This window comes from Rhodococcus sp. JS3073 (assembly GCF_026810085.1).
In the GTDB taxonomy this organism is placed as follows: domain Bacteria; phylum Actinomycetota; class Actinomycetes; order Mycobacteriales; family Mycobacteriaceae; genus Rhodococcus_F; species Rhodococcus_F wratislaviensis.
Map to the genome: position 1 here is coordinate 7122508 of NZ_CP113951.1, position 22719 is coordinate 7145226.

Consider the following 22719-nt stretch of genomic DNA (forward strand, 5'->3'; position numbering starts at 1 on the left):
GACCGACATGAGCGACACGACGACGGCGACGGGCGGACGCGGCACCACGGTGCCGTCTCCGCCCGTTCCGCCTACGCGCAAGAAGATCGCCCGGGTCACCGGTGCGGTGGGACCGCTCGGCATCGGCATCGCGACGCTCTGGCTGAGCATCATCGTGGTCCTGCCACTCGCCGCGCTCACCGTCGCCTCGTTCGGCGACGGAATCGGCGGCTTCGTGGACGCGATCACCTCGCCCGTGGCGGTGGCGTCCCTGCGCGTCACCGTCGTGGTGTCGGTCGTGGTGGCCGTGATCAACGTGATCATGGGCACGCTCATCGCGTGGGTTCTGGTGCGTGACGAATTTCCCGGCAAGCGGGCCGTCAACGCGCTGATCGACCTGCCGTTCGCGTTGCCGACCATCGTGGCCAGCATCGTGCTGCTGTCGCTGTACGGCCCGGAGAGTCCGATCGGCGTCCACCTCAACGCGACGCAGCCCGGTCTGATCGTGGCACTGGCATTCGTGACGCTGCCGTTCGTCGTCCGCTCGGTGCAGCCGGTGCTCATCGAGGTGGACAGGGAAGTCGAGGAGGCTGCGGCCTCACTCGGCGCGGACAACGTGACGATCTTCCGGAGAGTCGTGCTGCCGACGCTGACCCCGGCCATCATCAGCGGCGCGGGGCTCGCGTTCGCCCGCGCGATCGGTGAGTACGGATCCGTCGTCCTGATCGGCGGAAACATTCCCCGAGAGACCCAGGTCGCTTCCCAGTACATTCAACAGCAGATCGAAATCGACAGGCCGGCGGCTGCGGCGGCCGTGTCGGTGGCTCTCCTGGCCATCGCGTTCGTGACGTTGTTCGCCCTCCGGGTCTTCGCCAGCCGGGGGCAGCGTCGTGAGGAGCAGGCGGAATGAAGCTCTCTGGGTCCACCCGGATCACCCTGCGCGCGGTCGCGCTGCTCTATCTGTTCGGCCTGCTGGTGGTGCCGATCGTCATCATCCTGTTCCGCACGTTCGAGAACGGGATCGGCGCCTTCGTCCAGTCGATCAGCACACCGGCCGCGATCTCCGCGCTCAACCTGTCCCTGCTGATCGTGGCGATCGTCGTCCCCGTGAACGTGGTATTCGGGATCGTCACGGCCCTCGCGCTCGTCCGGGGCCGCTTCCCCGGCCGCGGTCTGGTGCAGGCGGTGGTCGACCTTCCGTTCGCCGTCTCGCCCATCGTGGTCGGCGTGTCGCTGATCCTGCTGTGGGGTGCCAACGGCTGGTTCGGCGGGCTCGAATCGCTGGGGTTCAAGGTGATCTTCGGGCTTCCCGGCATGGTCATCGCCACACTCTTCGTGACGTTGCCGTTCGTCGTGCGGGAGGTCGAGCCCGTCCTGCACGAGATCGGCGAGGAGCAGGAACAGGCCGCCGCGACTCTCGGTGCGAGCCGCTGGCAGACGTTCTGGCTGATCACACTGCCCGCCATCCGCTGGGGCCTCACCTACGGTGTGGTCCTGACCGTCGCCCGCTCGCTGGGCGAGTTCGGAGCGGTGATCATGGTGTCGTCGGGCTTCCCCGGTGTATCCCAGACCCTGACCCTGCTCGTTCACTCGCGCTACATCGACGACCACAACACGTTCGGGGCGTACTCCGCAGCCACCCTGCTGATGGGCATTGCGCTGATCACCCTGCTTCTGATGACTCTGCTCGACCGCAAGAGGAGCACCACATGATTACCGTGACCGGCGCCCGGAAGAACTACGGGTCCTTTGCTGCTCTCGACGACGTCTCCATCCACATCCCCTCGGGTTCGCTGACCGCGCTCCTCGGGCCCAGTGGTTCGGGCAAGTCGACGCTGCTCCGATCCATCGCCGGTCTGGAGTCCCTCGACTCCGGCACCGTCGTGATCGGCGGGAACGACGTCACCGACATCTCCCCGCAGAAGCGGGACATCGGCTTCGTGTTCCAGCACTACGCGGCGTTCAAGCACATGACGGTGCGCGACAACGTCGCGTTCGGTCTGAAGATCCGGAAGCGGCCCAAGCCGGAGATCGACAAGAAGGTCAACGAGCTTCTCGAGATCGTCGGCCTCGACGGCTTCCAGCACCGGTATCCGGCGCAGCTGTCCGGCGGTCAGCGTCAGCGGATGGCGCTCGCGCGGGCCCTGGCCGTGGACCCGAAGGTGCTTCTCCTCGACGAGCCGTTCGGCGCGCTCGACGCGAAGGTCCGCACGGACCTGCGCACCTGGCTGCGCCGGTTGCACGACGAGGTGCACGTGACCACCGTGCTGGTCACCCACGACCAGGAGGAGGCCCTCGACGTCGCCGACCGGATCGCCGTCCTCAACAAGGGCCGGATCGAGCAGATCGGCGAACCGGAGGACCTCTACGACCGTCCCCACAACGACTTCGTGATGTCGTTCCTCGGGTCGGTGGCCAAGCTCAACGGTCAGCTGGTCCGACCGCACGACATCCGTCTCGGCCGCGACCCCGACCTGGCCCTCGCCCAGGAGGCCGGCACGGCCGAATCGCTCGGCGTCACGCGGGCCACCGTCGAGCGCGTGGTGCACCTGGGGTTCGAGGTGCGGGTGGATCTGCGGAACGAGGCGACCGGTGAACCCTTCTCCGCGCAGGTGACCCGCGGCGACAGCGCCGCACTCGGCCTGCAGGAAGGCGAGACCGTGTACGCGCGGGCCACGCGGGCTCCCGAACTCCCGGAGGCCGAAGTTCCGGTCTCCCTGTAACTCCCCGCCGATATAGGAGGCGACTGTGGCGACCCCGGTGAATCCCGTCCGTGACAACGTTCTGATCGTGCACTGGCACGATCTGGGCCGTCACCTCGGGTGTTACGGCGCGTCCGGGGTGCGGAGTCCGAACCTGGACCGGCTCGCCGCGGAGGGTGTGCTGCTGACCGACGCGCATGCGGCGGCGCCGCTGTGCTCGCCCTCGCGTGGCGCCCTGTTCTCGGGCCGGTACCCGCACAGCAACGGACTGATCGGCCTCGCACACCACGGCTGGCAGTACCACGACGACGTCCGCACGCTGCCGTCCCTGTTGGCGGAGGCCGGCTGGTACACGGCTCTGTTCGGGATGCAGCACGAGACCGCGTATCCCAAGCGGCTCGGCTTCCACGAGTACGACGTGACGAACTCGTACTGCGAATACGTCACCGACCGTGCGTCGCGGTGGCTGGCGCGGTTCCCTCCGCAGCCGTTCCTGCTGACCGCGGGGTTCTTCGAGACCCACCGCCCGTACCCGGTCGACAGGTATGCGCCCGCCGACCCGGAGGGTTTCGACGTTCCGTCGTACCTGCCCGACCGGCCGCAGGTCCGTGAGGATCTCGCCGGATTCCACGGGTCGATCGAGGTGGCCGATGCGGCCGTCGGCCGGTTGCTGCAGACGCTGGACGACGAGGGGCTCGACGACAGCACGTGGGTCGTGTTCCTCACCGATCACGGCGAGGCGTTCCCCGGTGCGAAGTCGACACTGTATGCGCCGGGCACGGGAATTGCGGCGATCGTCCGCCCACCGCGGAGGCTGCGGGCGGCGCCCCGCGTCTACGACGACCTGTTCAGCGGGGTGGATCTGGTTCCCACCCTTCTCGATCTACTCGGCGTCCCTGTCCCCGCGGCCGTGGAGGGTGTCTCCCACGCCGGGCAACTGCTGGGCCGGTCCGAGTCGACGGCGCGCGACGTCCTGTTCACGGAGAAGACCTTCCACGACAGTTTCGATCCCATTCGCGCGGTGCGCACCAAGCAGTTCAGCTACATCGAGAACTACGCACCTCGGCCCAAGCTCGATCTGCCCCTCGACATCGAGAACAGCCTCTCCGGTGCTGCATTGGGCACCGAGCATCTCCGGCCGCGTCCGAGTCGGGAGCTCTACGACCTGGCCGCCGATCCCGACGAGCGAGACAACCTGGCCGACACCGAGGACTTCGCCGGGACACAGGCCGAGTTGGCGCTGCAACTCGCGACGTGGCGACGGGCGACCGGCGACTCGATCCCGAGCGAGGAGGAGGGAACCGCGTACGCCCGGAAGGCCATGGAGGAATATCTGGCCACTCTCGGCCGGGTGCCGGACGTGCGTTCGGCCTACAGTTCGGAACGCGGAATCCTGGACGAGCCGAGGGGCGGCGTCGCGACGTAGCCGCCGGGTTGCCGGCGGATGATGACGGTTCCGTCCTCGCGACCTGCGCGGCAGTGGTGCACTGGAAGCGTGAGCGTCGACTGCCCGCGGTGCACCCCGCCGAAGCTGCTGCGCGAGATGGTGCACCGCCTCGGCCGCTCGGCGACTCTGTCCGGGTCCGGCGAGGCAGCGGTGACGGGGATCAGCCAGGACTCTCGTCTCGTCCGGGCCGGCGACGTGTACGCGGCGTTGCCGGGCCGGCACCGACACGGGATCGAGTTCGCGGTCGAGGCCGCGTCGCGTGGCGCTGTCGCGATGCTCAGCGACCGCGAGTCGGACGTCCTGCCGACGATCGTCGTCGACGATCCGCGGCTTCTCCTCGGTCCGCTGGCGGCGTGGGTCTACGGCAATCCGTCCGAGTCGCTCGACGTCTACGGCGTGACCGGGACGAACGGGAAGACCAGCACCGCGTATCTGCTGGACGCGGGACTGCGTGCCGCAGGTGTCGCCACCGGCATGATGACGGGGATCACCGTCCGGGGACCGAACGGGTCACGCACCGCGACCCGGACGACTCCCGAGGCGTGCGAACTCCAGCAGACACTCGCCGCGTTCGCCGAGCACCGGACCGGCGCCGTCGCGATGGAGGTGTCGAGCCACGGCCTCGCTCTGCACCGCATCGACGGAACGTCCTTCCGGGTGGGGGTGTTCACCAACCTCGCCCGCGACCATCTGGACTTTCACCCCGACATGGACGCGTATTTCGCGGCGAAGGCCAGATTGTTCGAACCGGGGCACTGCGCCGCGGCAGCCATCGGCATCGACGACGAGTTCGGACGCCGCCTCGCCGCCACGGTCACCGTGCCCCGTGTGACGTTCTCGTCGAGGTGCACGGCGGCCGACGTCCACGCGTCCGCCGTGCACGCGGACGAGGGCGGCACGTCGTTCACGCTCCACGGCGCCGGGGCACGGACACCGGTGCGGCTCCGGCTACTCGGAGTGCATCAGGTGGACAACGCACTCGCGGCGCTCGCCGCCCTCGCGGCTCGCGGCGTGGACCTCGACGCGGCGGTCGCCGGGATCGAGAACCTCGACACCGTGCCCGGACGCCTGGAGGCGGTGCACGCGGGCCAGCCGTTCCTCGCATTCGTCGACTACATGCACAACACGGCCGGACAGCGACGCCTGTTTCCGTACCTCCGCTCGCTGACACGAGGCCGGGTCATCGCCGTCGTCGGGGCGACCGGTGAGCGCGACCCCGGTAAGCGGGTCCCGCTCGGCGCGACCGCAGCCCGTTTCGCCGACACGGTCATCGTCACCGACGAGAGTCCGTACTCCGACGACGCGCACAGCCTGCGCGAGGACGTGGCGCGGGGAGCACGCAGTGGTGGCGACGCCGAAGTGCTCGTCCTTCCCGACCGCGCCGAGGCGATCGTCGCCGCCGTCACCCTCGCCACACCGGGCGACGTCGTGGTGGTCGCGGGCCGTGGGCACGACCGGGTTCAGGCGTACGGACCGCGCCGGCGTGTGTTCGACGACCGGGTCGCGCTCCACGACGCACTCCGCCGGCTCGTCGCAGGTTAGGCCAGTAGCGTCTCGTGCCGGGCGAGTTCGGCGAGAATCCGCGCGACGAGGTCGTCGAGATCGGCGCCGGTGGTGTCGAACGCGAGATCCGGGTTCTCGGGGGCCTCGTACGGCGCGTCGATCCCGGTGAGGCCGCGGAGTTCGCCTGCCCGCGCCCTGGCGTAGAGCCCCTTGGGGTCCCGCCGTTCGCACTCGTCGACCGGCGTGCTCACGTGGATCTCGAGAAACGGCAGTCCCGCGGCCTCGTTGAGCGCCCGCGCGATCGCGCGGTCCGAGCGCAGCGGCGACACCATCGACGCGATGGCGACCACCCCGGCGTCCGCGAACAACCGGGTGAGGTGCCCGACGCGGCGGATGTTCTCGGCTCGGTCGCCGGGGGAGAATCCGAGGTCGTCCGAGATACCGTGCCGCACGTTGTCGCCGTCCAGCAGGTAGGCGGTCCGTCCGGCGTCGACGAGGGTCCGTTCGAGCGCGACCGCCACCGTCGACTTGCCGGACGCCGGCAGCCCGGTGAGCCAGATGGTGGCGCCGCGCTGCCCGGTCGCGGACCAGCGCCGATCCCGTTCCAGCGACGACGGGTGCCACTTGATGTCGTGCCGGGTCTGCTCGCCGGGCACGACTTCCCGGGCTTCGCTGACGGTGCCGGCACCGACGGTGTCGTTGCTCTGCTCGTCGATGAGGATGAACGCGCCGGCATCGCGATTGGTGGCGTACGGGTCGGGGAGCACCACCGTGCTCGTCCGGAGCGTGATCCGGCCGATGTCGTTGAGGGCGAGTTCGCTGGGGGAGTCGTGTTCTTCGAGGGTTTCCGGGTCGAGCCGGGTGTGCAATTCCTGAACCGTCGCGCGCACGGTGCGGCTGGTGTGCTTGAGCGCCACCCGGTCGCCTGCCCGCAGCGGTGTCTCGCTCAGCCAGCACACGGTCGCGTCGATCTCGCGGGCCGGGGCGGGTGCGGTCGCGGCGGCGGCGCTCACGACGAGGTCGCCGCGGGCGACGTCGAGGTCGTCCGCGAGTTCGAACGACACCGACAGCGGGGCCACTGCGACGGACCGGTTCGGATCGAGGGTGTCGAGGGTGGTGACCGTGCTGCGGGAACCCGCAGGCAGGACCACCACCTCGTCGCCGACGGACAGGGTGCCGGCGGACAGCCGGCCGGTGTAGCGGCGTCGCCGGTCGTCCGTGGGACGCGCCACCCACTGGATCGGCAGTCGCAGTTCGGACGCGACGGCGGACGGCGCGGCGAGTTCCACCTCCTCGAGATACTCGAGGATCGTGGGCCCGTCGTACCAGGGTGTCGAATCCGACCGCGTGACGACGTTGTCGCCGCGGGTGGCGGACACCGGGATCACCGTGAGGTCGCGGCCGCCGAGGCGCTGCGCGAGCAGCCCGAGTTCGGATTCGACTTCCTTGAACCGGGTCTCGTCGAAGTCGACGAGATCGATCTTGTTGACCACGGCGACCAGGTGCGGCACGCCGAGAAGGTCGGCGATCCGCGCGTGGCGGCGGGTCTGCCGGAGCACCCCGGCGCGGGCGTCCACGAGCAGCACGGCCACGTGGGCGTTCGACGCACCGGTGAACATGTTGCGGGTGTACCGTTCGTGCCCCGGCGTGTCCGCGAGCACGAAACTGCGGGTGGCGGTGGAGAAGAACCGGTACGCCACATCGATCGTGATGCCCTGTTCGCGTTCGGCGCGCAGCCCGTCGGACAGGGCGGCGAGGTCCGCCTCGCCGTCGGTGTTCGTCACCGCCTCGAGATGGTCGGTGGGCAGGCTGCCGGTGTCGTGGAGGAGCCGTCCGATCAGGGTGCTCTTGCCGTCGTCGACGCTGCCCGCGGTGGCGAGCCGCAGCAACTGACGGGGCCGGCTGGTGGTGGTCATCAGAAGTACCCCTCGCGCTTGCGGTCTTCCATCGCGGCAACGGAAGTTCGGTCGTCGGCCCGGGTCTCGCCGCGCTCGGAGACCGTGGCCGCGGCGATCTCCTCGATCACGCCGGTGACGTCGTCGGCGTCGGAACGCACGGCACCGGTGATGGTCAGGTCCCCGACCGTGCGGTACCGCACCCGGAGCCGTTGCACCAGTTCGTCTTCGGTGGGCAGCGTGTACTCGGACAACCCCAGCAGGATGCCGTCGCGCTCGAACACCTGCCGCTCGTGGGCGAAGTAGATCGACGGCAGCGCCAGATTCTCGAGTTCGATGTAGCGCCAGATGTCGAGTTCGGTCCAATTACTCAGCGGGAACACGCGAACCTGCTCACCACGGCGGATCCGCCCGTTGTACAGCGACCACGGCTCGGGCCGCTGCGCACGCGGATCCCACTGCCCGAACTCGTCGCGGAAGCTGAGCACCCGCTCCTTCGCGCGGGCCCGTTCCTCGTCTCGGCGCGCACCGCCGAACGCGGCGTCGAAGCGATGCTCCTCCAGGGCGTCGAGCAGGGTGCGGGTCTGCAACCGGTTGCGGGACGTGCCCGGACCGCCCGATTCGGCGACGCGACCCTTGTCGATCGACTCCTGCACCGACGCGACGATCAGCCGGTGACCGTCCTCGGCGAGCCGCCGATCACGGAACTCGATCACCTCGGGGAAATTGTGGCCGGTGTCGACGTGCAGGACGGGAAACGGCAACGGGGACGGCCGGAACGCCTTCTCCGCCAGTCGCAGCAACACGATGGAGTCCTTGCCCGCCGAGAACAACAGCACCGGTCGCTCGAGTTCCGCGACCACCTCGCGGATGATGTGCACGGCCTCCGCCTCCAGCGCGCGGAGTTCGTCCACCCGTGCGGCGCCGACGGTGATGTCACGCGGCGCCGCGGCGCCGACGGCGGTCACAGCGGGAGTCCGTTCACGGCGGCTTCGGACCGATACCGCTCGACCCACTCCTTGGAGCGGCCGTCGCTCTGCCGCTTCAGCGGGGGCGGGGGAGCGAGATCGGCGTCGAGGCCGAGTTCGACGAGCACCTTCGCCGCCGTCGCCTGCGGCGCCGCCACGAGATCGTCGAAACCGATGTCGATGTGGTCGAGTCCCTCGACCTCGAACCAGTTGCGCCACTGCTCATCTTGATCGCGCAGAATGCGGACGAGGTGTGCGATGCCGCCCGCGTGGTACTCGGCGCCGTCGTGCGGGGCGGGCGGGGTGGCGTCGTCGCGCCACACCTGAGTTTGCACCGCCCGCCACATCGACACCGCCTGCGCGACGACGTCACGCCGGTAGACGTGGATGAAGGCGAGGTCGCGGCCCAGGAGGTCGTCGAGGGCGGACCGCAGGTCGTTGCCGGACCGGTCCGCAAGTCCGGCGGCGCGGTCGAGGACGAGCGGCACCTGGTTCCACATCAGTTTTCCGCCCCACACCCCGTTGGGGGTGCGACCGAGGCTGAGCAGTTGATCGCGCCACTGCTCCGCGCTGCGGGTGTCGGCGGTCCCCGGTTCGAGCGGGGCGAGCAGTGAGAGCACCGCCTCGTCGGTGACGCCCTCGAACCACTGCCGCGGCTGCGGCGAACGACTGGTGGACGGCAGGTACTGGAAGAACTCCTCGGGGTTGCCGGCCACGGTCGTGGCGCGAAGGGATTCGACGAGCAGGGTGCTGCCGCTGCGCTGTGACGCACAGACGAGGTATGAGCGTGGCTCCGACATGCCGGAAACTATAAACGCGAAATTCGATGCCGAAATCGGGACGAAATCCAATTATCGTGATTGAAACACTTGGCATTTTCTGCTGCGTGTGAGTCGCCGATATCGGCGACGTGATGCTCGTAATTCGGCAGGTAGAGACAGTTTTCTGGCGAGCGAACTCGGTTCACTCCTCGCCCGGGGAATGGCGCCGCGACGGGTGAATATGAATCAGGCTGATCGAAAGAGTGAAACGGACGCTGCCGTGTTCAGCCTTTTCGGCAGATGAGCACCGGGCACCGGGCGTGGTGGATGAGGCTCTGGCTCGTCGAGCCCACGATCGACGCGGTGAACGGATTTCGCCCGTGGCTGCCGACGGCGATCAGCTGCGCGCCGAACGAGTATTCGAGCAGCACCTTCATCGGCCCACCACGCTCGAGGCAGCGCGTGACCTCGACATCGGGGTACTTCTCGTGCCACCCGGCGAGGCTCTCGGCGAGCCAGGCCTCCTCGTGCTGGACCAGATCGGACCAATCGGTGAAGCGTCGTTCCTCCGAGTACCACGCACCGAGGGTGGAGTGCTCGGCCCACGTGTGCACCGCGACGAGGGGAGCGCCGAAGAACGCCGCGAACTCGAACGCGTGGGCCACCGCCATGTCGCTCAGTTCGCTGCCGTCCACACCGACCACGACGGGGCGGGTTTCGCTGACCTCGTGGCCCTGGATGCCGCGCCAGACGACGACCGGGCATTCGGCTCGATTCGACACGCGCACGACATCGGAACCGGCAACCACCGATTTCATCTCGCTCGTGGCCGCGGGCCCGAGAACCAGCATCCGGGCTGTCTTGGACAGTTCCACCAACGCGTGGGCGGGCGGACCGGGGTGGGTACTGCGCTCCACCTCCAGGTCCTGCTGCCCGTCCAGGACGATGCGCTCGGCGGCGTCGAGGAACTCATCGCCCTCGGGATGACCGTCCGCGGAATTCGGATGCTTGGGTACCACGTGGACGAGGCGCAGCGGCTCCTCGAAGCGCCTCGCGGCGGATGCAGCCCACGCCGCCGCCTCCAGCGCGCCGTCCGATCCGTCGATGCCTGCCACGATGCCGCGTCGAATCCGTGCTGTGCTCATGGGGGTGCTCCTCACCTCCATTCCAGTTTGGTCCAGGTCGGCAGCGACGCGCCAGAGGTAAATCGGTCGGCAGCCGATCCCGCCGCGTTCTCGATGCGATCGACGTGGCCCGCGGGATACTCGAGTGACCCGCGAGCGACGACAGCCAGAAGGAGCAGGCCACCATGAAGAAGCGGACGAGCGGCTCGGAAGAGGGAGGCGGAGGCGACTCTCCCTCGCAGTTGATAGATGCGCGCATCGAGGAGCTGGGTGACTGGCGGGGCGACACGCTCGCCCGGATCCGCGCCCTCGTCACGAAGGCCGACCCCGACGTCGTCGAGGAGTGGAAGTGGAGAGGGGTGCCGGTATGGTCGCACGCCGGAATGATCTGCACCGGTGAGACGTACAAGAATGCGGTGAAGGTGACGTTCGCCAAGGGTGCGTCGCTGGACGACCCGTCCGGCCTCTTCAACTCCGGTCTCGAAGGCAACACCCGGCGTGCCATCGATCTCCACGAGGGCGACACGATCGACGAGAAGGCGTTCCAGGCGCTCGTCCACGCCGCCGTGGCCCTGAACACCTCCTAAAGTACGGGCCAAGGGTTTTCGGCCGTCGCGACCCGGTTCACCTGGGGTTTTCCCGTGTTTCGGTGGCACGGTGAACCGGAGGCGCGGGTGAACCGTGTGTACTGCTGGGAGGTGGTGACCGATGGCGGATGCCCAGACCGAGCTGATGCACGCCCTGTACGAAGAGCATGCCCCCGCAGTGTGGCGGTATGCCCTGCGGCTGACCGGCGACCGCGCCCGCGCCGAGGACATCGTGCAGGAGGTACTGCTGCGAGCCTGGAAGCATCCGAACGTGCTCGACCAGTCGGAGTCGTCGGCGCGGGCGTGGCTGTTCACGGTCGCCCGGAACCTCGTGTTCGACGAGCACCGCAGCGCACGCTCCCAGCGTGAGGTCGGGATGAGCTCCACACCCGAGCGCGCCGCACCGGACAGCTCGGACGGCGCACTCGACGCCTGGATGATGGGTGATGCGCTGGCCCGGCTCAGCCCCGACCATCGTGCGGTCCTCGTTCTCGGTTACTACCGGGGAATGTCCACCCACCAGATCGCCGACGAACTCGGAATACCGGAGGGAACGGTGAAATCCCGCATGCATTACGGATTGCGGGCCCTTCGATTGGCTCTGCAGGAAATGGGGGTGACCCGATGACGTTCGACGACTTCGAGTCGCACGAGGATCCCTACGTCCGCTGGGACGCCGCTTACGTGCTCGGTGCGATGTCCCCGAGCGATCGGCGCGAGTACGAGGCCCACCTCGCCCATTGCGCGCGGTGCTCGCAGGCCGTGTCCGAATTGGCGGGCATGCCCGGGTTGCTGGCCCTGATCACGCCGGAAGAGGCGTTCGGCACGCTGTCCGGGACCGATGCGTCCGAGGACGAGGAGACGCCCGCACCGCGTGTGCTGACCCAGTTGGTCGGCACGGTGCAGCGGCGCAGACGCTACCGGCGAGCGGCAACGGCCCTCGCCGCGGCGGCCGCCGTGGTCGCCGTCGCCGTCCCCGTCGGGGTGCTGGTCACGCAGGACCGGACCCCGTCCGCCCCGGTCACGGCCATGCCCGTCCCGAATCCCGCGAACACCACCGAGGCGGTGTTCACACCCGTGGTCCCGACGACGATCACGGCGAGCGCGTCCATCGCGTCGACGTCCTGGGGCACGGTCATCTTCGTCGAGTGCTCCTACGAGGACACGTGGCCCGGCGACGGTCGCTACGGCGCCGACACCGAGGGGTACGCGCTGACCGTCACCGATCGTTCCGGAGTCGTGACCACACTGGCCACCTGGACCGGTGAGGCAGGCAGGACGGTGCGGCCCACAGCCACCACCAGCCTGCCCGTCGACGCGATCGCGAGCATCGACGTCCGATCCGACGACGACCACCAGGTACTGCTGACCACGGCGTTGTGAGCGGGCCGCCAGGGAGTCGGGTCGGTTTTCGTACCCGCTGCACGCTTCACCGCCGTGTTTCGTTCGTCACGAACGTTTCCGGAAAAATGTTCTGCCACCGGTGAACCCGACCGGTCCGTGGTTCGTGTGTATATCCAGTGGGTGACCGCAGGTCGCCCCGTCCGATCCACGACACGGGGGTCTGCCGATGAATCTCACGGATCACGAGCCACGGAAAACCGGTCGGAACATGCGCGTCGCCGACTACATCGTCGCGGTGCTGGCCGCAGAGGGTATCGAGCACGTCTTCGGAGTGGGAGGCGCGAACATCGAGGATCTGTACGACGCGCTGCACCGCTCCCGCGACGTCGAGGGCGTCGTCGCCAAACACGAGTTCTCGGCGACGACGATGGCCGACGGGTATGCCAGGACGTCGAACCGGATCGGTGTGGTCGCCGCGACGTCGGGCGGGGGTGCGCTCAATGTGATCGCCGGTCTCGGTGAGGCATTCGCGTCCCGTGTGCCGATCCTGGCATTGGTCGGGCAACCGCCGACGACGCTGGAAGGGATGGGCGCATTCCAGGACACGAGTGGACTGGCGGGGTCGATCGATGCGTCCCGGTTGTTCGGTGAGGTATCCGTGTACTGCGCGCGCGTCGACTCGCCGCTCGACCTCGAACGCCAGCTCGCCGAGGCGCTCGCCGCCGCGCGCCGCGGCGGACCGGCGGTTCTCCTGCTGCCGAAGGACGTTCAGCAGGCGATCGGCGAGTTCCCGGAACCGCGCCGATCGGTCACGACCACACCCCGCACCACCACGACGGACCTCACGCGGCTCGCCGAAGCGCTGCGCGACGACTACGGCCGCATCACTGTCATCGCCGGCGACGAGGTCGCGCGAGCCGGCGCGCGAACGGAACTCGCGGAACTCGCCCACGTGCTCGGTGCCCGGGTGGCCGTCACGCCCGACGCGAGGGACGTGCTCGATCCTGCGGCGCCCGGGCGACTCGGGGTCACCGGCGCGATGGGGAATCCGGATGTCGTGGACGCACTGCAGGATTCCGACGTCTGCCTGCTCGTCGGCACGCGACTGCCGGTGATGGCACGGGGAGGTCTCGATGCGGTGCTCGAGAAGACGCTGGTGTACAGCGTCGGTTCGGCGACGCCGTATCTGCAGACCCATCACGTGTCGACGCGGGATCTGCGGGCGACACTGTGTGGGCTCGTCGCCGAGATCGGACCGGCGGCGACGCGTCCGCCCGTCGCGCAGTGTGATCCGACCCCGATCGACGTGCCGCCGTCCGGCACGTCGGGTCTGCGCTACACGGACGCGGTGAAGGCGCTCGCCGCGGTGATGCCCGCGGGCGCCGATGTGTTCGCGGACGCAGGAAACACGGGTGCCGCTGTGGTGCATCACCTTCCGGTTACCGCCGGAGGCCGGTTCGTGGTGGCGCTCGGCATGGGCGGGATGGGCTACACGTTCGGCGCCGCGATCGGTTCCGCCTTCTCGCGCGGCCGCCGCACGTTCGTGATCGCCGGCGACGGTGCGTTCTACGCGCACGGGCTCGAGATCCACACGGCGGTCGAGTACGACGTGCCGGTCACGTTCGTCGTGTTCAACAACAACGCCCACGCGATGTGCCTGACCCGCGAGCAGGTGTACTTCGAGGGCACCTACACCTACAGCCGGTTTCGTCCCGCACACATCGCGGCGGGAGTCGGCGCACTGTTTCCCGGCTTGCCGTCCCACACGGTCGACACGCACGCCGGCCTGGCCGACTCGCTCCGGGCCACGGCCGACTCGGCGGGGCCCGCTGTCATCGAAGTCGCCTGCGACGCCGACGAGTTGCCGCCGTTCCTGCCGTTCCTGCCCGCACGACGCCCGACCGAGAGATCCGAATCCCGAGAAGGAGCCCGCCGATGACCGCTCGAGAGATCGCCCCGCTGCCCGACCTTCCCGCCGACCTGCCCGGCCTCGTCCGCATCGAGACCTCCGACCGTCAGGCGACGACACCGATCATCATGGACATGCTGAGGTCCGTGTATCCGCACGACCAGGTGTTCGGAAAGTACTGCACTGTCAACGAATACATCGACTGCCCGCCGGACGAGGTGTTCCGGTACCTCTCCGACACGCGCAGCCTCGAGGAATGGACGTACAGCCTCCGGGGATTCACCCCGGCCGGTGAACCCGGGCTGTGGCTCGCGTACGACCGCCTGGGCGACACGACCGAGATCTACACGCGCACCGTGGCACACCCGGCCGCGATGACCGTCGATTATCACTGTGCCTGGGACCAGGGCAAACACCTGTGGATGGTGTATCTGATGCGCGTGGTGGACGCGCGTACGGTCCTGGACGTCGACGGATCGGTCGTGCTGTGGACCAATTGCCACCATCCGTTCTACGACGACAATCCCTACCCCGAGACCGCTCCCGCGGACCGGGTTCCGTGGGTGGGCGACTTCTGGGACATGTTCGCCGCCGGACACCAACTCGAGATGAGCAATCTCAAGGCGATCTGCGAATACCGGTGGGCGAACGACCTGCCCGTGACCCCGACCTGGATGAGTGAGTGAGACATGGACACCGTCAGCCTGATCGACATTGCCGGCTACCTGCCCGAGAACCGTGTGGGAGCAGACTATTTCGCCCAATTCGCCGCGTCCGATCGGCTCGCCGAGAACATCATGTTCCGGGCGCCGAAATTCCGCCACCACATCGCGAGCGACGAGAACGCCGTCGACATGGCGGAACGTGCGATCGCCCCACTGGTCGAGCGGAACGGCGCCGAACTCGTGTCCAACGTGGACATTCTCATCACCCACACCCAGCTGCCCGACGTCCCCATCCTGGGCACCGGCGGGGAACTCGCGCGCCGGATGGGAATCACCCCGGACTGGGTGGTGGACCTGCACAACGGCGGCTGCGCGTCGTTCGTGTACATGATCAAACTGGCACGTCAGATCATGCAGACCGGTGACGCGTCGACCGCCCTGATCGTGTCGGTGCAGAACAGTGCGGGCCAGATCTTCACGCAATCGGACGTGCGCGCGCTGGCACAGTCGGCGGTGCCCGGTGACGGCGCGGGCGCGTGCCTGCTCGTGAAGTCGGCGGCCGCGCCGGTGCTCGGGCTCGAATGCCGGACCTACCCCAAGTTCGCCGGGGACATGACGGCCGCCGTCGATCCGCCCCGCAAGTACTGGGAGGCGGGAACCGGCCAACTGCACATCGGGTTCACCGAATCGAGGATCGCGAAGGTCTTCGCCCGCGGGAACCGGCTCGTCCCCGAGGTGGCACTCGCGGTGTGCAAGCAGATCGGCATCACCACCGACGAGATCGACACCCTGGTCACCAACCAGCCCAACCGGCTGTTTCTCCGCAACTGGCGGGACGCACTCGAGCTCCCGGCGGAACGACACCCCGACACGTTCGACGAATGCGGGAACCTGTTCGGCGCCGCGATCCCCGTCACCCTCGACCTCGAGAACCGGGCAGGCCGCATCCCCAACGGCTCGCTGGTGATGATGTCCGCGTTCGCCCATGCCGGCGACTTCGCCGGGGCCGGGGCGATCCGATGGGGCGCCGCCCCGGCGGGGGTGTGAGATGACCACCCCGACCCTCGCGGGACCCGGTGTGAGATTCGATCTCGCGCTGAGCGAGAACCCGTTCGCCCCGCTGCCCTCCGTGCTCGACGCGCTCGACGGTGTGATGCGCCGGGCACATCGGTATCCGGAGTTCCTGCCCGACCGGCTGATCGAGGTCATCGCGGATCACGAAGGGCTCGACGCCGATCAGGTGGTGGTGGGCGCCGGTGCGACCGGCGTCGCACTGCAGATCATGCGCTCCGTCGCCGGGCCGGGGCAGCGGATCGTGTTCACCGCCCCGACGTTCGACGGGTACCCGATCATGGCGCGCATCGCGGCACTCGACGCGGTGCCGATCCCGATTCTCCCGGACGGCGGGCAGGATCTGGCCGCGATGGCGGCCGCGATCGACGACCGCACCCGGCTCGTCGTCGTCTGCCGCCCGCACAATCCCACCGGAACCCTCGTCGGCACCGCCGAGCTGGCGGAGTTCCTCCGGCGTGTGCCGGAACGGGTGGTCGTCGTCCTCGACGAGGCCTACGTGGAGTTCGTCGACCGCCGACTGGCCCTGGACGTGCATCGCATCATCGCCGAACATCCGAACGTCGTGTTCCTGCGAACGTTCTCCAAGGCGTACGGTCTGGCCGGGTTGCGTATCGGATTCGGCTTCGCGAATGCGGCTCTGGCGCGGACGATTCGAACGCTGCAACTGCCGTTCGGGATGGGCGGCGCCGCCGTTCCCGCGGTCACGGCGTCGTACGCCGCCGAGGGCCAGTTGCGTGCCCGGGTGGCCGCCATCGTCGCCGAACGTGACGAACTGTGGCGCTCGGTGAGGGCGGCGGGAATTCCGGTCCCGCGCAGTCACGCCAACTTCCTGTACATCCCCGGAGAGGCGGTCGGTGACGCATTGGCCCGCGCCGGCATCCACGCGCGCACCTACCCCAACGGTGACGCCCGGATAGCGGTCGGGAACCCGGACGCCGGGCGTGCGGTGATCGACGCGCTCAGGCCGACAGTGCCCGGTACCGCTGCAGCTCGCTGTGGGTCTGCGAGTACCGGTCGAGCATGACGTCGAGCAGCCGGGGGTGCGGTCCGATGGTGGCCGCGTAGGTGAGGCCGGGTCCGCACGATTCCGCCGCACGGCTCAACCGGTCCGTGAGCAGTCCCGGAGCCAGGAACCACGGTGCGATCACGATGCGCTCGGCCCCAGCCTGCCGCAGCGTCGAGATCGCCTGCTGCACCGTCGGTTCCGCCGACGTCGCGAAACACGTCACCGCTCCCGACCAACGGGTGCCCGCGACGACCGATCCGGCCAGCTCGCGGGTGCGGTCGTTCGCGGCCGGGTCGGAGGAGCCGACCGCGGCGAGGACGACCCCGAGACCGGACTCGCCGGCGGAACCGCCGGCCTCGCCGATACGGTCACGGACGGCCTCGACCAGCCGCGCATCGTGACCGAGTACGTCGGCCTGCCGGACGTGCAGGTGGGGGTGGCGGAGGCGGGCGGCGTCGAGGAGTGCCGGAAGGTCGACGCGTGCGTGGAACGCGCTGCCCAGCAGCATCGGAACCACGACGGCGGAGGAATGCCCCTCGGCGGCGACCGCGTCGATCACCTGGTCCACGGACGGTGCGTTGAGGTCGAGGAAACACAGGCGGACGTCGAGGTCCGGTTGCTTCGCCCGGAGCGCCGACACGGCAGCCGCCACCACCCGCGCACTGCGGGGGTCGCGACTGCCGTGGGCGACAGCGATCAGCGGGGTCATCGCACTAGACGCGCTCGCCGAGCTCCACCGCTGCGATGGCATCTCCGACGAGGCCGGCCGCGAGCGTGTTGCCGCCGGCCGGATCGATCAGCAGGAAGCTGCCGGTGTGGCGGTTCACGGTGTAGTCGTCCGCGACGATCGGCTCGGCGACACGCACCGAGATCTTGCCGATCTCGTTGAGTTCCAACGACTCCGGGCTGGGCTCCGAGGTGAGCTCCTGCTCGTTGAAGCGCTCGACGAGCGTGCCGACGATGGCCTGCGTGGTGCGGGTGCCGTGCTTGAGCAGCAGGCGCGCGCCGGGACGCAGCGGCTTCTCGGCCAGCCAGCAGACCGTCGCGTCGAATTCGCCGAGCGGCTCCGGGGCGTCGGCGGGGGAGGCGATGACGTCGCCGCGGGAGACGTCGACGTCATCGGCCAGCACGAGAGTGACGCTGCGGCCGGCGTGGGCGCTGTCGAGTTCGCCGTCCGCGGTGTCGATGCGGGTGACCGTGGTGCGGACACCCGACGGCAGGATCACGACCTCGTCGCCCGGGGTCACCTCACCCGCGGCGACCTGTCCGGCGTACCCGCGGTAGTCCGGGAACTCCGCCGTTCGCGGACGGATCACGTACTGGACGGGGAAGCGGAGACCGACCCGGTGGGGTTCGGCGTCGACGGGCACCGACTCGAGGTGCTCGATGAGCGTGGGGCCGTCGTAGTACGGGGTGTTCTCCGAACGCACCGCGACGTTGTCGCCGTGCAGGGCCGACACCGGGATCTCGACGACGTCCTCGGACGCCCAGCCGAGCGAACTGGTCAGCGAGTTGAACTCCGCCGAAATGTTCGCGAACACGGTGGCCGGATCCTCGACGAGGTCGATCTTGTTGACGGCCAGCACCAGCTTGGGGACGCCGAGCAGCGCGAGAACGGCGGCGTGCTTGCGCGTCTGGGAAATGACACCCTTGCGGGCATCGACCAGCAGGATCACCATCTGCGCGGTGGACGCGCCCGACACCGTGTTCCGGGTGTACTGCACGTGCCCGGGAGTGTCGGCGAGGACGAAGGAGCGGCGGGGGGTCGCGAAGTACCGGTACGCCACGTCGATCGTGATGCCCTGTTCACGTTCCGCGCGCAGGCCGTCGACCAGCAGCGACAGGTCGGGGGTGGACAGCCCCTTGTCGACCGATGCCCGGGTGACGGCGTCGATCTGGTCGGCGAGAACCGATTTCGTGTCGTACAGCAGACGGCCGACGAGGGTCGACTTGCCGTCGTCCACACTGCCGGCGGTGGCAAGCCGAAGCAACTGCGTGCTTCGCGGGCTACGCACGTGGAGGTCGCTCATGATCAGAAATAGCCCTCTCGCTTGCGGTCTTCCATGGCCGCTTCGGAAACTCGGTCGTCGCCGCGGGTTGCGCCGCGCTCGGTCAGCCGGGACGCTGCGACCTCGGCAAGGATCGCCTCGTTGTCGCCGGCCTCGGAAAGAACTGCGCCCGTGGTGGACCCGTCGCCGACGGTGCGGTACCGCACCGACAGCGTCTGCAGGTCCTCACCCTCGGACGGTCCGCCCCACACGCCGGGCGTCATCCACATGCCGTCGCGCTGGTACACCTCGCGCTGGTGCGCGTAGTAGATGCTGGCCAGTTCGACGTTGTCACGGGCGATGTACCGCCAGATGTCGAGTTCGGTGAAGTTGCTGAGCGGGAAGACGCGGACCTGCTCACCGGGGGAGTGCTTGCCGTTGTACAGGTTCCACAGTTCGGGGCGCTGCTTCTTCGGGTCCCACTGGCCGAAACTGTTGCGCAGCGAGAAGATGCGCTCCTTGGCCCGGGCCCGCTCCTCGTCGCGTCGAGCGCCACCGAAGACCGCGTCGAAACGGTTCTCGGCGATGGCGTCGAGCAGCGGAACGGTCTGGAGGGGGTTGCGGATCCCGTCGGGGCGCTCGGTGAGCCGGCCGTCGGCCAGGTAGTCCTCGACCTTCGCCACGTGCAGACGCAGGTTGTACTTGGACACGACGTGATCGCGGAAGTCGAGGACTTCCTGCAGGTTGTGTCCGGTGTCGACGTGCAGCAGCGCGAACGGCAGCGGTGCGGGCCAGAACGCCTTGATCGCCAGGTGCAGCAGCACCGTGGAGTCCTTGCCGCCGGAGAACAGGATCACCGGGCGTTCGAACTCGCCCGCGACCTCGCGGAAGATGTGGATGGCTTCCGACTCGAGCGCGTCGAGCGTGTCGAACTGCGCCCCGTCCAACTGCGGCCGGAGGGCGGATTCGGCGAGGGAAGTGGAGATGTCGATGGTCATGAGGCGTGCAACCCGCATTCTGTCTTGGCCTGACCGGCCCAGCGGCCGCTGCGCGGATCGCTGCCGGGGGCTGGCTTGCTGGTGCACGGAGCGCACCCGATGGACGGATAGCCCTCGTCGACGAGCGGATTCACCAGAATCGAGTGCTCGTCGATGTAGGACTGCATGTCTTCGTCGGACCACGCGGCGATCGGATTGATCTTCACCAGACCGAACGCGTCGTCGAACGAGATCAGGGGGGCGTTGGCGCGGGTGGGCGCCTCGACTCGCCGGATACCGGTGACCCACGCCTTGTAGCCGGACAGGGTCTTCTTCAGCGGGGCGACCTTCCGCAGTGCGCAGCACCGGTTGGGTTCGCGGGCGAACAGATCCTTGCCCTCCGCCGCATCCTGCTCGGCGACGCTCGCCTCGGCCCGCGCGTTGATCACGTTGACGCCGTACACCTGCTCGACGGCGTCGCGGGTGCCGATGGTTTCCGCGAAGTGATAGCCGGTGTCGAGGAACAGCACGTCCACGCCGGGATGGACTTGGGCGGCGAGGTGCACCAGAACGCCGTCCTGCATGTTCGAGGCGACGATGTAGTCGCTTCCGAATGTCTCTTCCGTCCACCGCAGCAGTTCGTGCGCGGAGGCACCCTCGAGGCTTGCCGCGCCCTGCGCGGCAAGGAGCCGAAGGTCGTCCTGGGTGGCTGTGGCGAGATTCAACGCAAGTCTCCTTCGTCTGCGCGGACGACCCATTCCGCGAAGCGTTCACCCTCGTTGCGGTGCTTCACGAAGTGGCGGACGACGCGATCGATGTAGTCACCGAGTTCGAGGCTGGTGACCTTGTGCTGGCGGAGCTTCCGGCCGAAGGCCGAATCGAATCCGAGGCTGCCACCGAGGTGGACCTGGAAGCCCTCCACCTGGTTGCCCTCGCCGTCGTCGACGAGCATCCCCTTGAACCCGATGTCGGCGATCTGCGAGCGGGCGCAGGAGTTCGGGCAGCCGTTGATGTTGATCGTGATCGGCACGTCGAGCTGCGCGTTGATGTCGGCGAGCCGCTGCTCGAGTTCGGGGACGAGAACCTGCGAGCGCTTCCGCGTCTCCGCGAACGACAGCTTGCAGAACTCGATGCCCGAGCACGCCATCAGGTTCTTGCGCCAGTGCGACGGACGCGCGGGCAGGCCCACCTCGTCCAGGTCGGCGATCAGCTGTTCGAGCTTGTCGTCGGCGACGTCGAGAATGATCAGCTTCTGGTACGGCGTGAAGCGGATCTTGTCGCTTCCGGCGCGCTCCGCGGCGTCCGCGACCTTGGCCAGGATCGTGCCCGACACGCGGCCCGCGATGGGGGCGACGCCGACGGCATTGAGACCGTTGCGGGTCTTCTGCACACCGACGTGGTCGATCGGGCGGGTGGGCTTCTCCGGCGCGGGGCCGTCGATGAGCTTGCGCTTCAGGTACTCGGTTTCGAGGACCTCGCGGAACCTCTCGATGCCCCAGTCCTTGATCAGGAACTTCAGGCGGGCCTTGTTCCGCAGCCGGCGGTAGCCGTAGTCGCGGAAGATCGACACGACGGCCTCCCACACGTCGGGAACCTCGTCGAGCGGCACCCAGACACCGACCCGCTGCGCCATCATCGGGTTGGTGGACAGTCCGCCGCCGACCCACAGGTCGAGGCCGGGACCGTGTTCGGGGTGGTTGACCCCGATGAACGCGACATCGTTGATCTCGTGCACCACGTCCTGCTGACCGGAGATCGCGGTCTTGAACTTGCGCGGCAGGTTCGAGTACTCGGGCTTGCCGATGTAGCGGCGGACGATCTCGTCGATCGCGGGAGTCGGGTCGAGGACCTCGGTCAGCGACTCGCCTGCCAGCGGTGAACCCAGGACGACGCGGGGGCAGTCACCGCACGCCTCGGTGGTCTTGAGGCCGACACCTTCGAGGCGCTTCCAGATCTCCGGGACGTTCTCGACCTCGATCCAGTGGTACTGGACGTTCTCGCGGTCGGAGAGGTCGGCGGTGTCGCGCGCGAACTCGGTGGAGATCCCGGCGATGGTGCGGAGCTGCTCGACGTTCAGGGCGCCGGCGTCGCAGCGGACCCGCATCATGAAGTACTTGGCCTCGAGCAGGTCGATGTTCTCGTCACCGGTGAACGTGCCGTCGTAACCCTGCTCGCGCTGGGTGTAGAGACCCCACCAGCGCATACGGCCACGCAGGTCGCCCTTGTCGATGCTGTCGAAACCCTGCTTCGAGTAGATGTTCTCGATGCGGGCCCGGACGTTGAGCGGGTTGTCGTCCTTCTTGGCCTGCTCGTTGGCATTGAGGGGCTCGCGGTAACCGAGGGCCCACTGGCCTTCGGCACGTCGCCGGGCCGGCTTCGCCGTGCGCGTACGCGCGGGTGCTGCGTCGACGGCAGCGGGGGAGGCGTCGGTGGTCGACGTCATGGAGCACTCCTGAATCTCAAGATGCACCGGCTGAGGCCGAGGAGGAGGGCTGGTCCTCGCTCGGGGCATTCGAATCCGGCCGGAAGTCGAGAAGAATGATGAACGGGCTGACAGGCTGAATTACTGCGCGATACAGGGCAGACAACAACAGCTGCAGACGCGCTTGAGATCGACGTGACGACGCGCCACAAGTCGCACTCCGGGTCCGGTCATGCCGACCATTGTGCCACGTCAGATCGCTCACGCAGAGCCGGGCACCGATTTCCACCATTTTTGCGGGAAATATCACGAGGAGGGGCCCACGACGGTCGGGTGGGGAGCACAGGCCGCCGACCATGGACACTGGA

At 68.4% G+C, this 22719-nt stretch carries 22 protein-coding genes; 12 read left to right on the forward strand and 10 right to left on the reverse strand.

Features of this window, described 5'->3' with window-relative positions; translation table 11 throughout:
- Positions 1-7 precede the first annotated feature (7 nt).
- The 5 genes from cysT to OYT95_RS32465 all read left to right on the forward strand — a co-directional run bounded on the left by cysT (position 8) and on the right by OYT95_RS32465 (position 5670).
- Positions 8-889: a sulfate ABC transporter permease subunit CysT gene (cysT, locus tag OYT95_RS32445; protein WP_037226396.1), complete on the forward strand. Its 882-nt coding sequence runs from the start codon at positions 8-10 to the stop codon at positions 887-889.
- Positions 886-1692 (forward strand): sulfate ABC transporter permease subunit CysW, encoded by an 807-nt coding sequence (cysW, locus tag OYT95_RS32450; protein WP_005261260.1) that lies wholly within the window; start codon positions 886-888, stop codon positions 1690-1692. Before cysT ends, cysW begins: the two co-directional genes overlap by 4 nt.
- A complete protein-coding gene (locus OYT95_RS32455; RefSeq protein ID WP_037226398.1) occupies positions 1689-2702 on the forward strand; it encodes a sulfate/molybdate ABC transporter ATP-binding protein in 1014 nt (337 codons plus the stop codon). Before cysW ends, OYT95_RS32455 begins: the two co-directional genes overlap by 4 nt.
- Positions 2703-2727: 25 nt before the next feature.
- A complete protein-coding gene (locus OYT95_RS32460; RefSeq protein ID WP_268790089.1) occupies positions 2728-4107 on the forward strand; it encodes a sulfatase family protein in 1380 nt (459 codons plus the stop codon).
- A 69-nt stretch (positions 4108-4176) separates the two neighbouring features.
- Positions 4177-5670: a UDP-N-acetylmuramoyl-L-alanyl-D-glutamate--2,6-diaminopimelate ligase gene (locus OYT95_RS32465; protein ID WP_268790090.1), complete on the forward strand. Its 1494-nt coding sequence runs from the start codon at positions 4177-4179 to the stop codon at positions 5668-5670.
- Here OYT95_RS32465 and cysC read toward each other — a convergent pair.
- From cysC to OYT95_RS32485, 4 genes are all read right to left on the reverse strand, one after another.
- Positions 5667-7547, reverse strand: coding sequence for an adenylyl-sulfate kinase (cysC, locus tag OYT95_RS32470; RefSeq protein ID WP_037226405.1), 1881 nt, complete (start codon positions 7545-7547; stop codon positions 5667-5669). The genes OYT95_RS32465 and cysC overlap by 4 nt on opposite strands.
- Complete coding sequence (gene cysD / locus OYT95_RS32475; protein ID WP_268790091.1) at positions 7547-8494, reverse strand: sulfate adenylyltransferase subunit CysD; 948 nt, start codon at positions 8492-8494, stop codon at positions 7547-7549. Before cysD (OYT95_RS32475) ends, cysC begins: the two co-directional genes overlap by 1 nt.
- Positions 8491-9294 (reverse strand): trehalose 2-sulfotransferase, encoded by an 804-nt coding sequence (stf0, locus tag OYT95_RS32480; RefSeq protein ID WP_128641913.1) that lies wholly within the window; start codon positions 9292-9294, stop codon positions 8491-8493. The genes cysD (OYT95_RS32475) and stf0 overlap by 4 nt, the downstream gene beginning before the upstream one ends.
- Before the next feature lie 245 nt (positions 9295-9539).
- Positions 9540-10400, reverse strand: a complete 861-nt coding sequence (locus OYT95_RS32485; RefSeq protein WP_128641914.1) for a universal stress protein — start codon at positions 10398-10400, stop codon at positions 9540-9542.
- A gap of 164 nt (positions 10401-10564) precedes the next feature.
- On the opposite strand from OYT95_RS32485, the gene OYT95_RS32490 reads away from it, so the two are divergent.
- From OYT95_RS32490 to OYT95_RS32520, 7 genes are all read left to right on the forward strand, one after another.
- Entirely contained in the window at positions 10565-10966 is a 402-nt protein-coding gene (locus tag OYT95_RS32490) for a DUF1801 domain-containing protein (protein WP_128641915.1), read from the forward strand.
- Positions 10967-11087: 121 nt separating this feature from the next.
- Positions 11088-11594 carry a sigma-70 family RNA polymerase sigma factor gene (locus OYT95_RS32495; protein ID WP_037226414.1) on the forward strand — a complete coding sequence of 169 codons (507 nt, stop codon included), beginning with the start codon at positions 11088-11090 and terminating at the stop codon, positions 11592-11594.
- Positions 11591-12349, forward strand: a complete 759-nt coding sequence (locus OYT95_RS32500) for an anti-sigma factor family protein (RefSeq protein ID WP_128641916.1) — start codon at positions 11591-11593, stop codon at positions 12347-12349. Before OYT95_RS32495 ends, OYT95_RS32500 begins: the two co-directional genes overlap by 4 nt.
- Positions 12350-12536: 187 nt before the next feature.
- Entirely contained in the window at positions 12537-14249 is a 1713-nt protein-coding gene (locus tag OYT95_RS32505; protein WP_128641917.1) for a thiamine pyrophosphate-binding protein, read from the forward strand.
- Positions 14246-14905, forward strand: a complete 660-nt coding sequence (locus tag OYT95_RS32510) for an SRPBCC family protein (protein ID WP_112299468.1) — start codon at positions 14246-14248, stop codon at positions 14903-14905. Before OYT95_RS32505 ends, OYT95_RS32510 begins: the two co-directional genes overlap by 4 nt.
- 3 nt (positions 14906-14908) lie before the next feature.
- Positions 14909-15931 carry a 3-oxoacyl-ACP synthase III family protein gene (locus OYT95_RS32515; protein WP_268790092.1) on the forward strand — a complete coding sequence of 341 codons (1023 nt, stop codon included), beginning with the start codon at positions 14909-14911 and terminating at the stop codon, positions 15929-15931.
- Position 15932: 1 nt separating this feature from the next.
- Complete coding sequence (locus OYT95_RS32520; protein ID WP_112299470.1) at positions 15933-16982, forward strand: aminotransferase class I/II-fold pyridoxal phosphate-dependent enzyme; 1050 nt, start codon at positions 15933-15935, stop codon at positions 16980-16982.
- On the opposite strand, the gene OYT95_RS32525 is transcribed toward OYT95_RS32520, so the two are convergent.
- From OYT95_RS32525 to OYT95_RS44760, 6 genes are all read right to left on the reverse strand, one after another.
- A complete protein-coding gene (locus OYT95_RS32525; RefSeq protein WP_037226444.1) occupies positions 16918-17673 on the reverse strand; it encodes a sirohydrochlorin chelatase in 756 nt (251 codons plus the stop codon). The two genes, OYT95_RS32520 and OYT95_RS32525, sit on opposite strands and share 65 nt — an antisense overlap.
- Before the next feature lie 4 nt (positions 17674-17677).
- A complete protein-coding gene (locus OYT95_RS32530; protein WP_007299491.1) occupies positions 17678-18994 on the reverse strand; it encodes a sulfate adenylyltransferase subunit 1 in 1317 nt (438 codons plus the stop codon).
- Positions 18995-18996: 2 nt separating this feature from the next.
- Complete coding sequence (gene cysD, locus OYT95_RS32535) at positions 18997-19950, reverse strand: sulfate adenylyltransferase subunit CysD (protein WP_037226447.1); 954 nt, start codon at positions 19948-19950, stop codon at positions 18997-18999.
- Positions 19947-20687 (reverse strand): phosphoadenylyl-sulfate reductase, encoded by a 741-nt coding sequence (locus tag OYT95_RS32540; protein WP_052032826.1) that lies wholly within the window; start codon positions 20685-20687, stop codon positions 19947-19949. The genes cysD (OYT95_RS32535) and OYT95_RS32540 overlap by 4 nt, the downstream gene beginning before the upstream one ends.
- Entirely contained in the window at positions 20651-22372 is a 1722-nt protein-coding gene (locus OYT95_RS32545) for a nitrite/sulfite reductase (RefSeq protein ID WP_037226452.1), read from the reverse strand. The genes OYT95_RS32540 and OYT95_RS32545 overlap by 37 nt, the downstream gene beginning before the upstream one ends.
- A 120-nt stretch (positions 22373-22492) precedes the next feature.
- Complete coding sequence (locus OYT95_RS44760) at positions 22493-22594, reverse strand: Ms4527A family Cys-rich leader peptide (protein WP_368681006.1); 102 nt, start codon at positions 22592-22594, stop codon at positions 22493-22495.
- Positions 22595-22719 lie beyond the last annotated feature (125 nt).

Bases quoted from the DNA above. Each gene is read 5' to 3' on its own strand.
- cysT (WP_037226396.1), top strand. From the start codon at position 8: ATGAGCGACACGACGACGGCGACGGGCGGACGCGGCACCACGGTGCCG.
- cysW (WP_005261260.1), top strand. From the start codon at position 886: ATGAAGCTCTCTGGGTCCACCCGGATCACCCTGCGCGCGGTCGCGCTG.
- OYT95_RS32455 (WP_037226398.1), top strand. From the start codon at position 1,689: ATGATTACCGTGACCGGCGCCCGGAAGAACTACGGGTCCTTTGCTGCT.
- cysC (WP_037226405.1), bottom strand. From the start codon at position 7,547: ATGACCACCACCAGCCGGCCCCGTCAGTTGCTGCGGCTCGCCACCGCG.
- stf0 (WP_128641913.1), bottom strand. From the start codon at position 9,294: ATGTCGGAGCCACGCTCATACCTCGTCTGTGCGTCACAGCGCAGCGGC.
- OYT95_RS32485 (WP_128641914.1), bottom strand. From the start codon at position 10,400: ATGAGCACAGCACGGATTCGACGCGGCATCGTGGCAGGCATCGACGGA.
- OYT95_RS32490 (WP_128641915.1), top strand. From the start codon at position 10,565: ATGAAGAAGCGGACGAGCGGCTCGGAAGAGGGAGGCGGAGGCGACTCT.
- OYT95_RS32495 (WP_037226414.1), top strand. From the start codon at position 11,088: ATGGCGGATGCCCAGACCGAGCTGATGCACGCCCTGTACGAAGAGCAT.
- OYT95_RS32500 (WP_128641916.1), top strand. From the start codon at position 11,591: ATGACGTTCGACGACTTCGAGTCGCACGAGGATCCCTACGTCCGCTGG.
- OYT95_RS32505 (WP_128641917.1), top strand. From the start codon at position 12,537: ATGAATCTCACGGATCACGAGCCACGGAAAACCGGTCGGAACATGCGC.
- OYT95_RS32510 (WP_112299468.1), top strand. From the start codon at position 14,246: ATGACCGCTCGAGAGATCGCCCCGCTGCCCGACCTTCCCGCCGACCTG.
- OYT95_RS32515 (WP_268790092.1), top strand. From the start codon at position 14,909: ATGGACACCGTCAGCCTGATCGACATTGCCGGCTACCTGCCCGAGAAC.
- OYT95_RS32520 (WP_112299470.1), top strand. From the start codon at position 15,933: ATGACCACCCCGACCCTCGCGGGACCCGGTGTGAGATTCGATCTCGCG.
- OYT95_RS32525 (WP_037226444.1), bottom strand. From the start codon at position 17,673: ATGACCCCGCTGATCGCTGTCGCCCACGGCAGTCGCGACCCCCGCAGT.
- OYT95_RS32530 (WP_007299491.1), bottom strand. From the start codon at position 18,994: ATGAGCGACCTCCACGTGCGTAGCCCGCGAAGCACGCAGTTGCTTCGG.
- cysD (WP_037226447.1), bottom strand. From the start codon at position 19,950: ATGACCATCGACATCTCCACTTCCCTCGCCGAATCCGCCCTCCGGCCG.
- OYT95_RS32540 (WP_052032826.1), bottom strand. From the start codon at position 20,687: ATGGGTCGTCCGCGCAGACGAAGGAGACTTGCGTTGAATCTCGCCACA.
- OYT95_RS32545 (WP_037226452.1), bottom strand. From the start codon at position 22,372: ATGACGTCGACCACCGACGCCTCCCCCGCTGCCGTCGACGCAGCACCC.
- OYT95_RS44760 (WP_368681006.1), bottom strand. From the start codon at position 22,594: ATGGTCGGCATGACCGGACCCGGAGTGCGACTTGTGGCGCGTCGTCAC.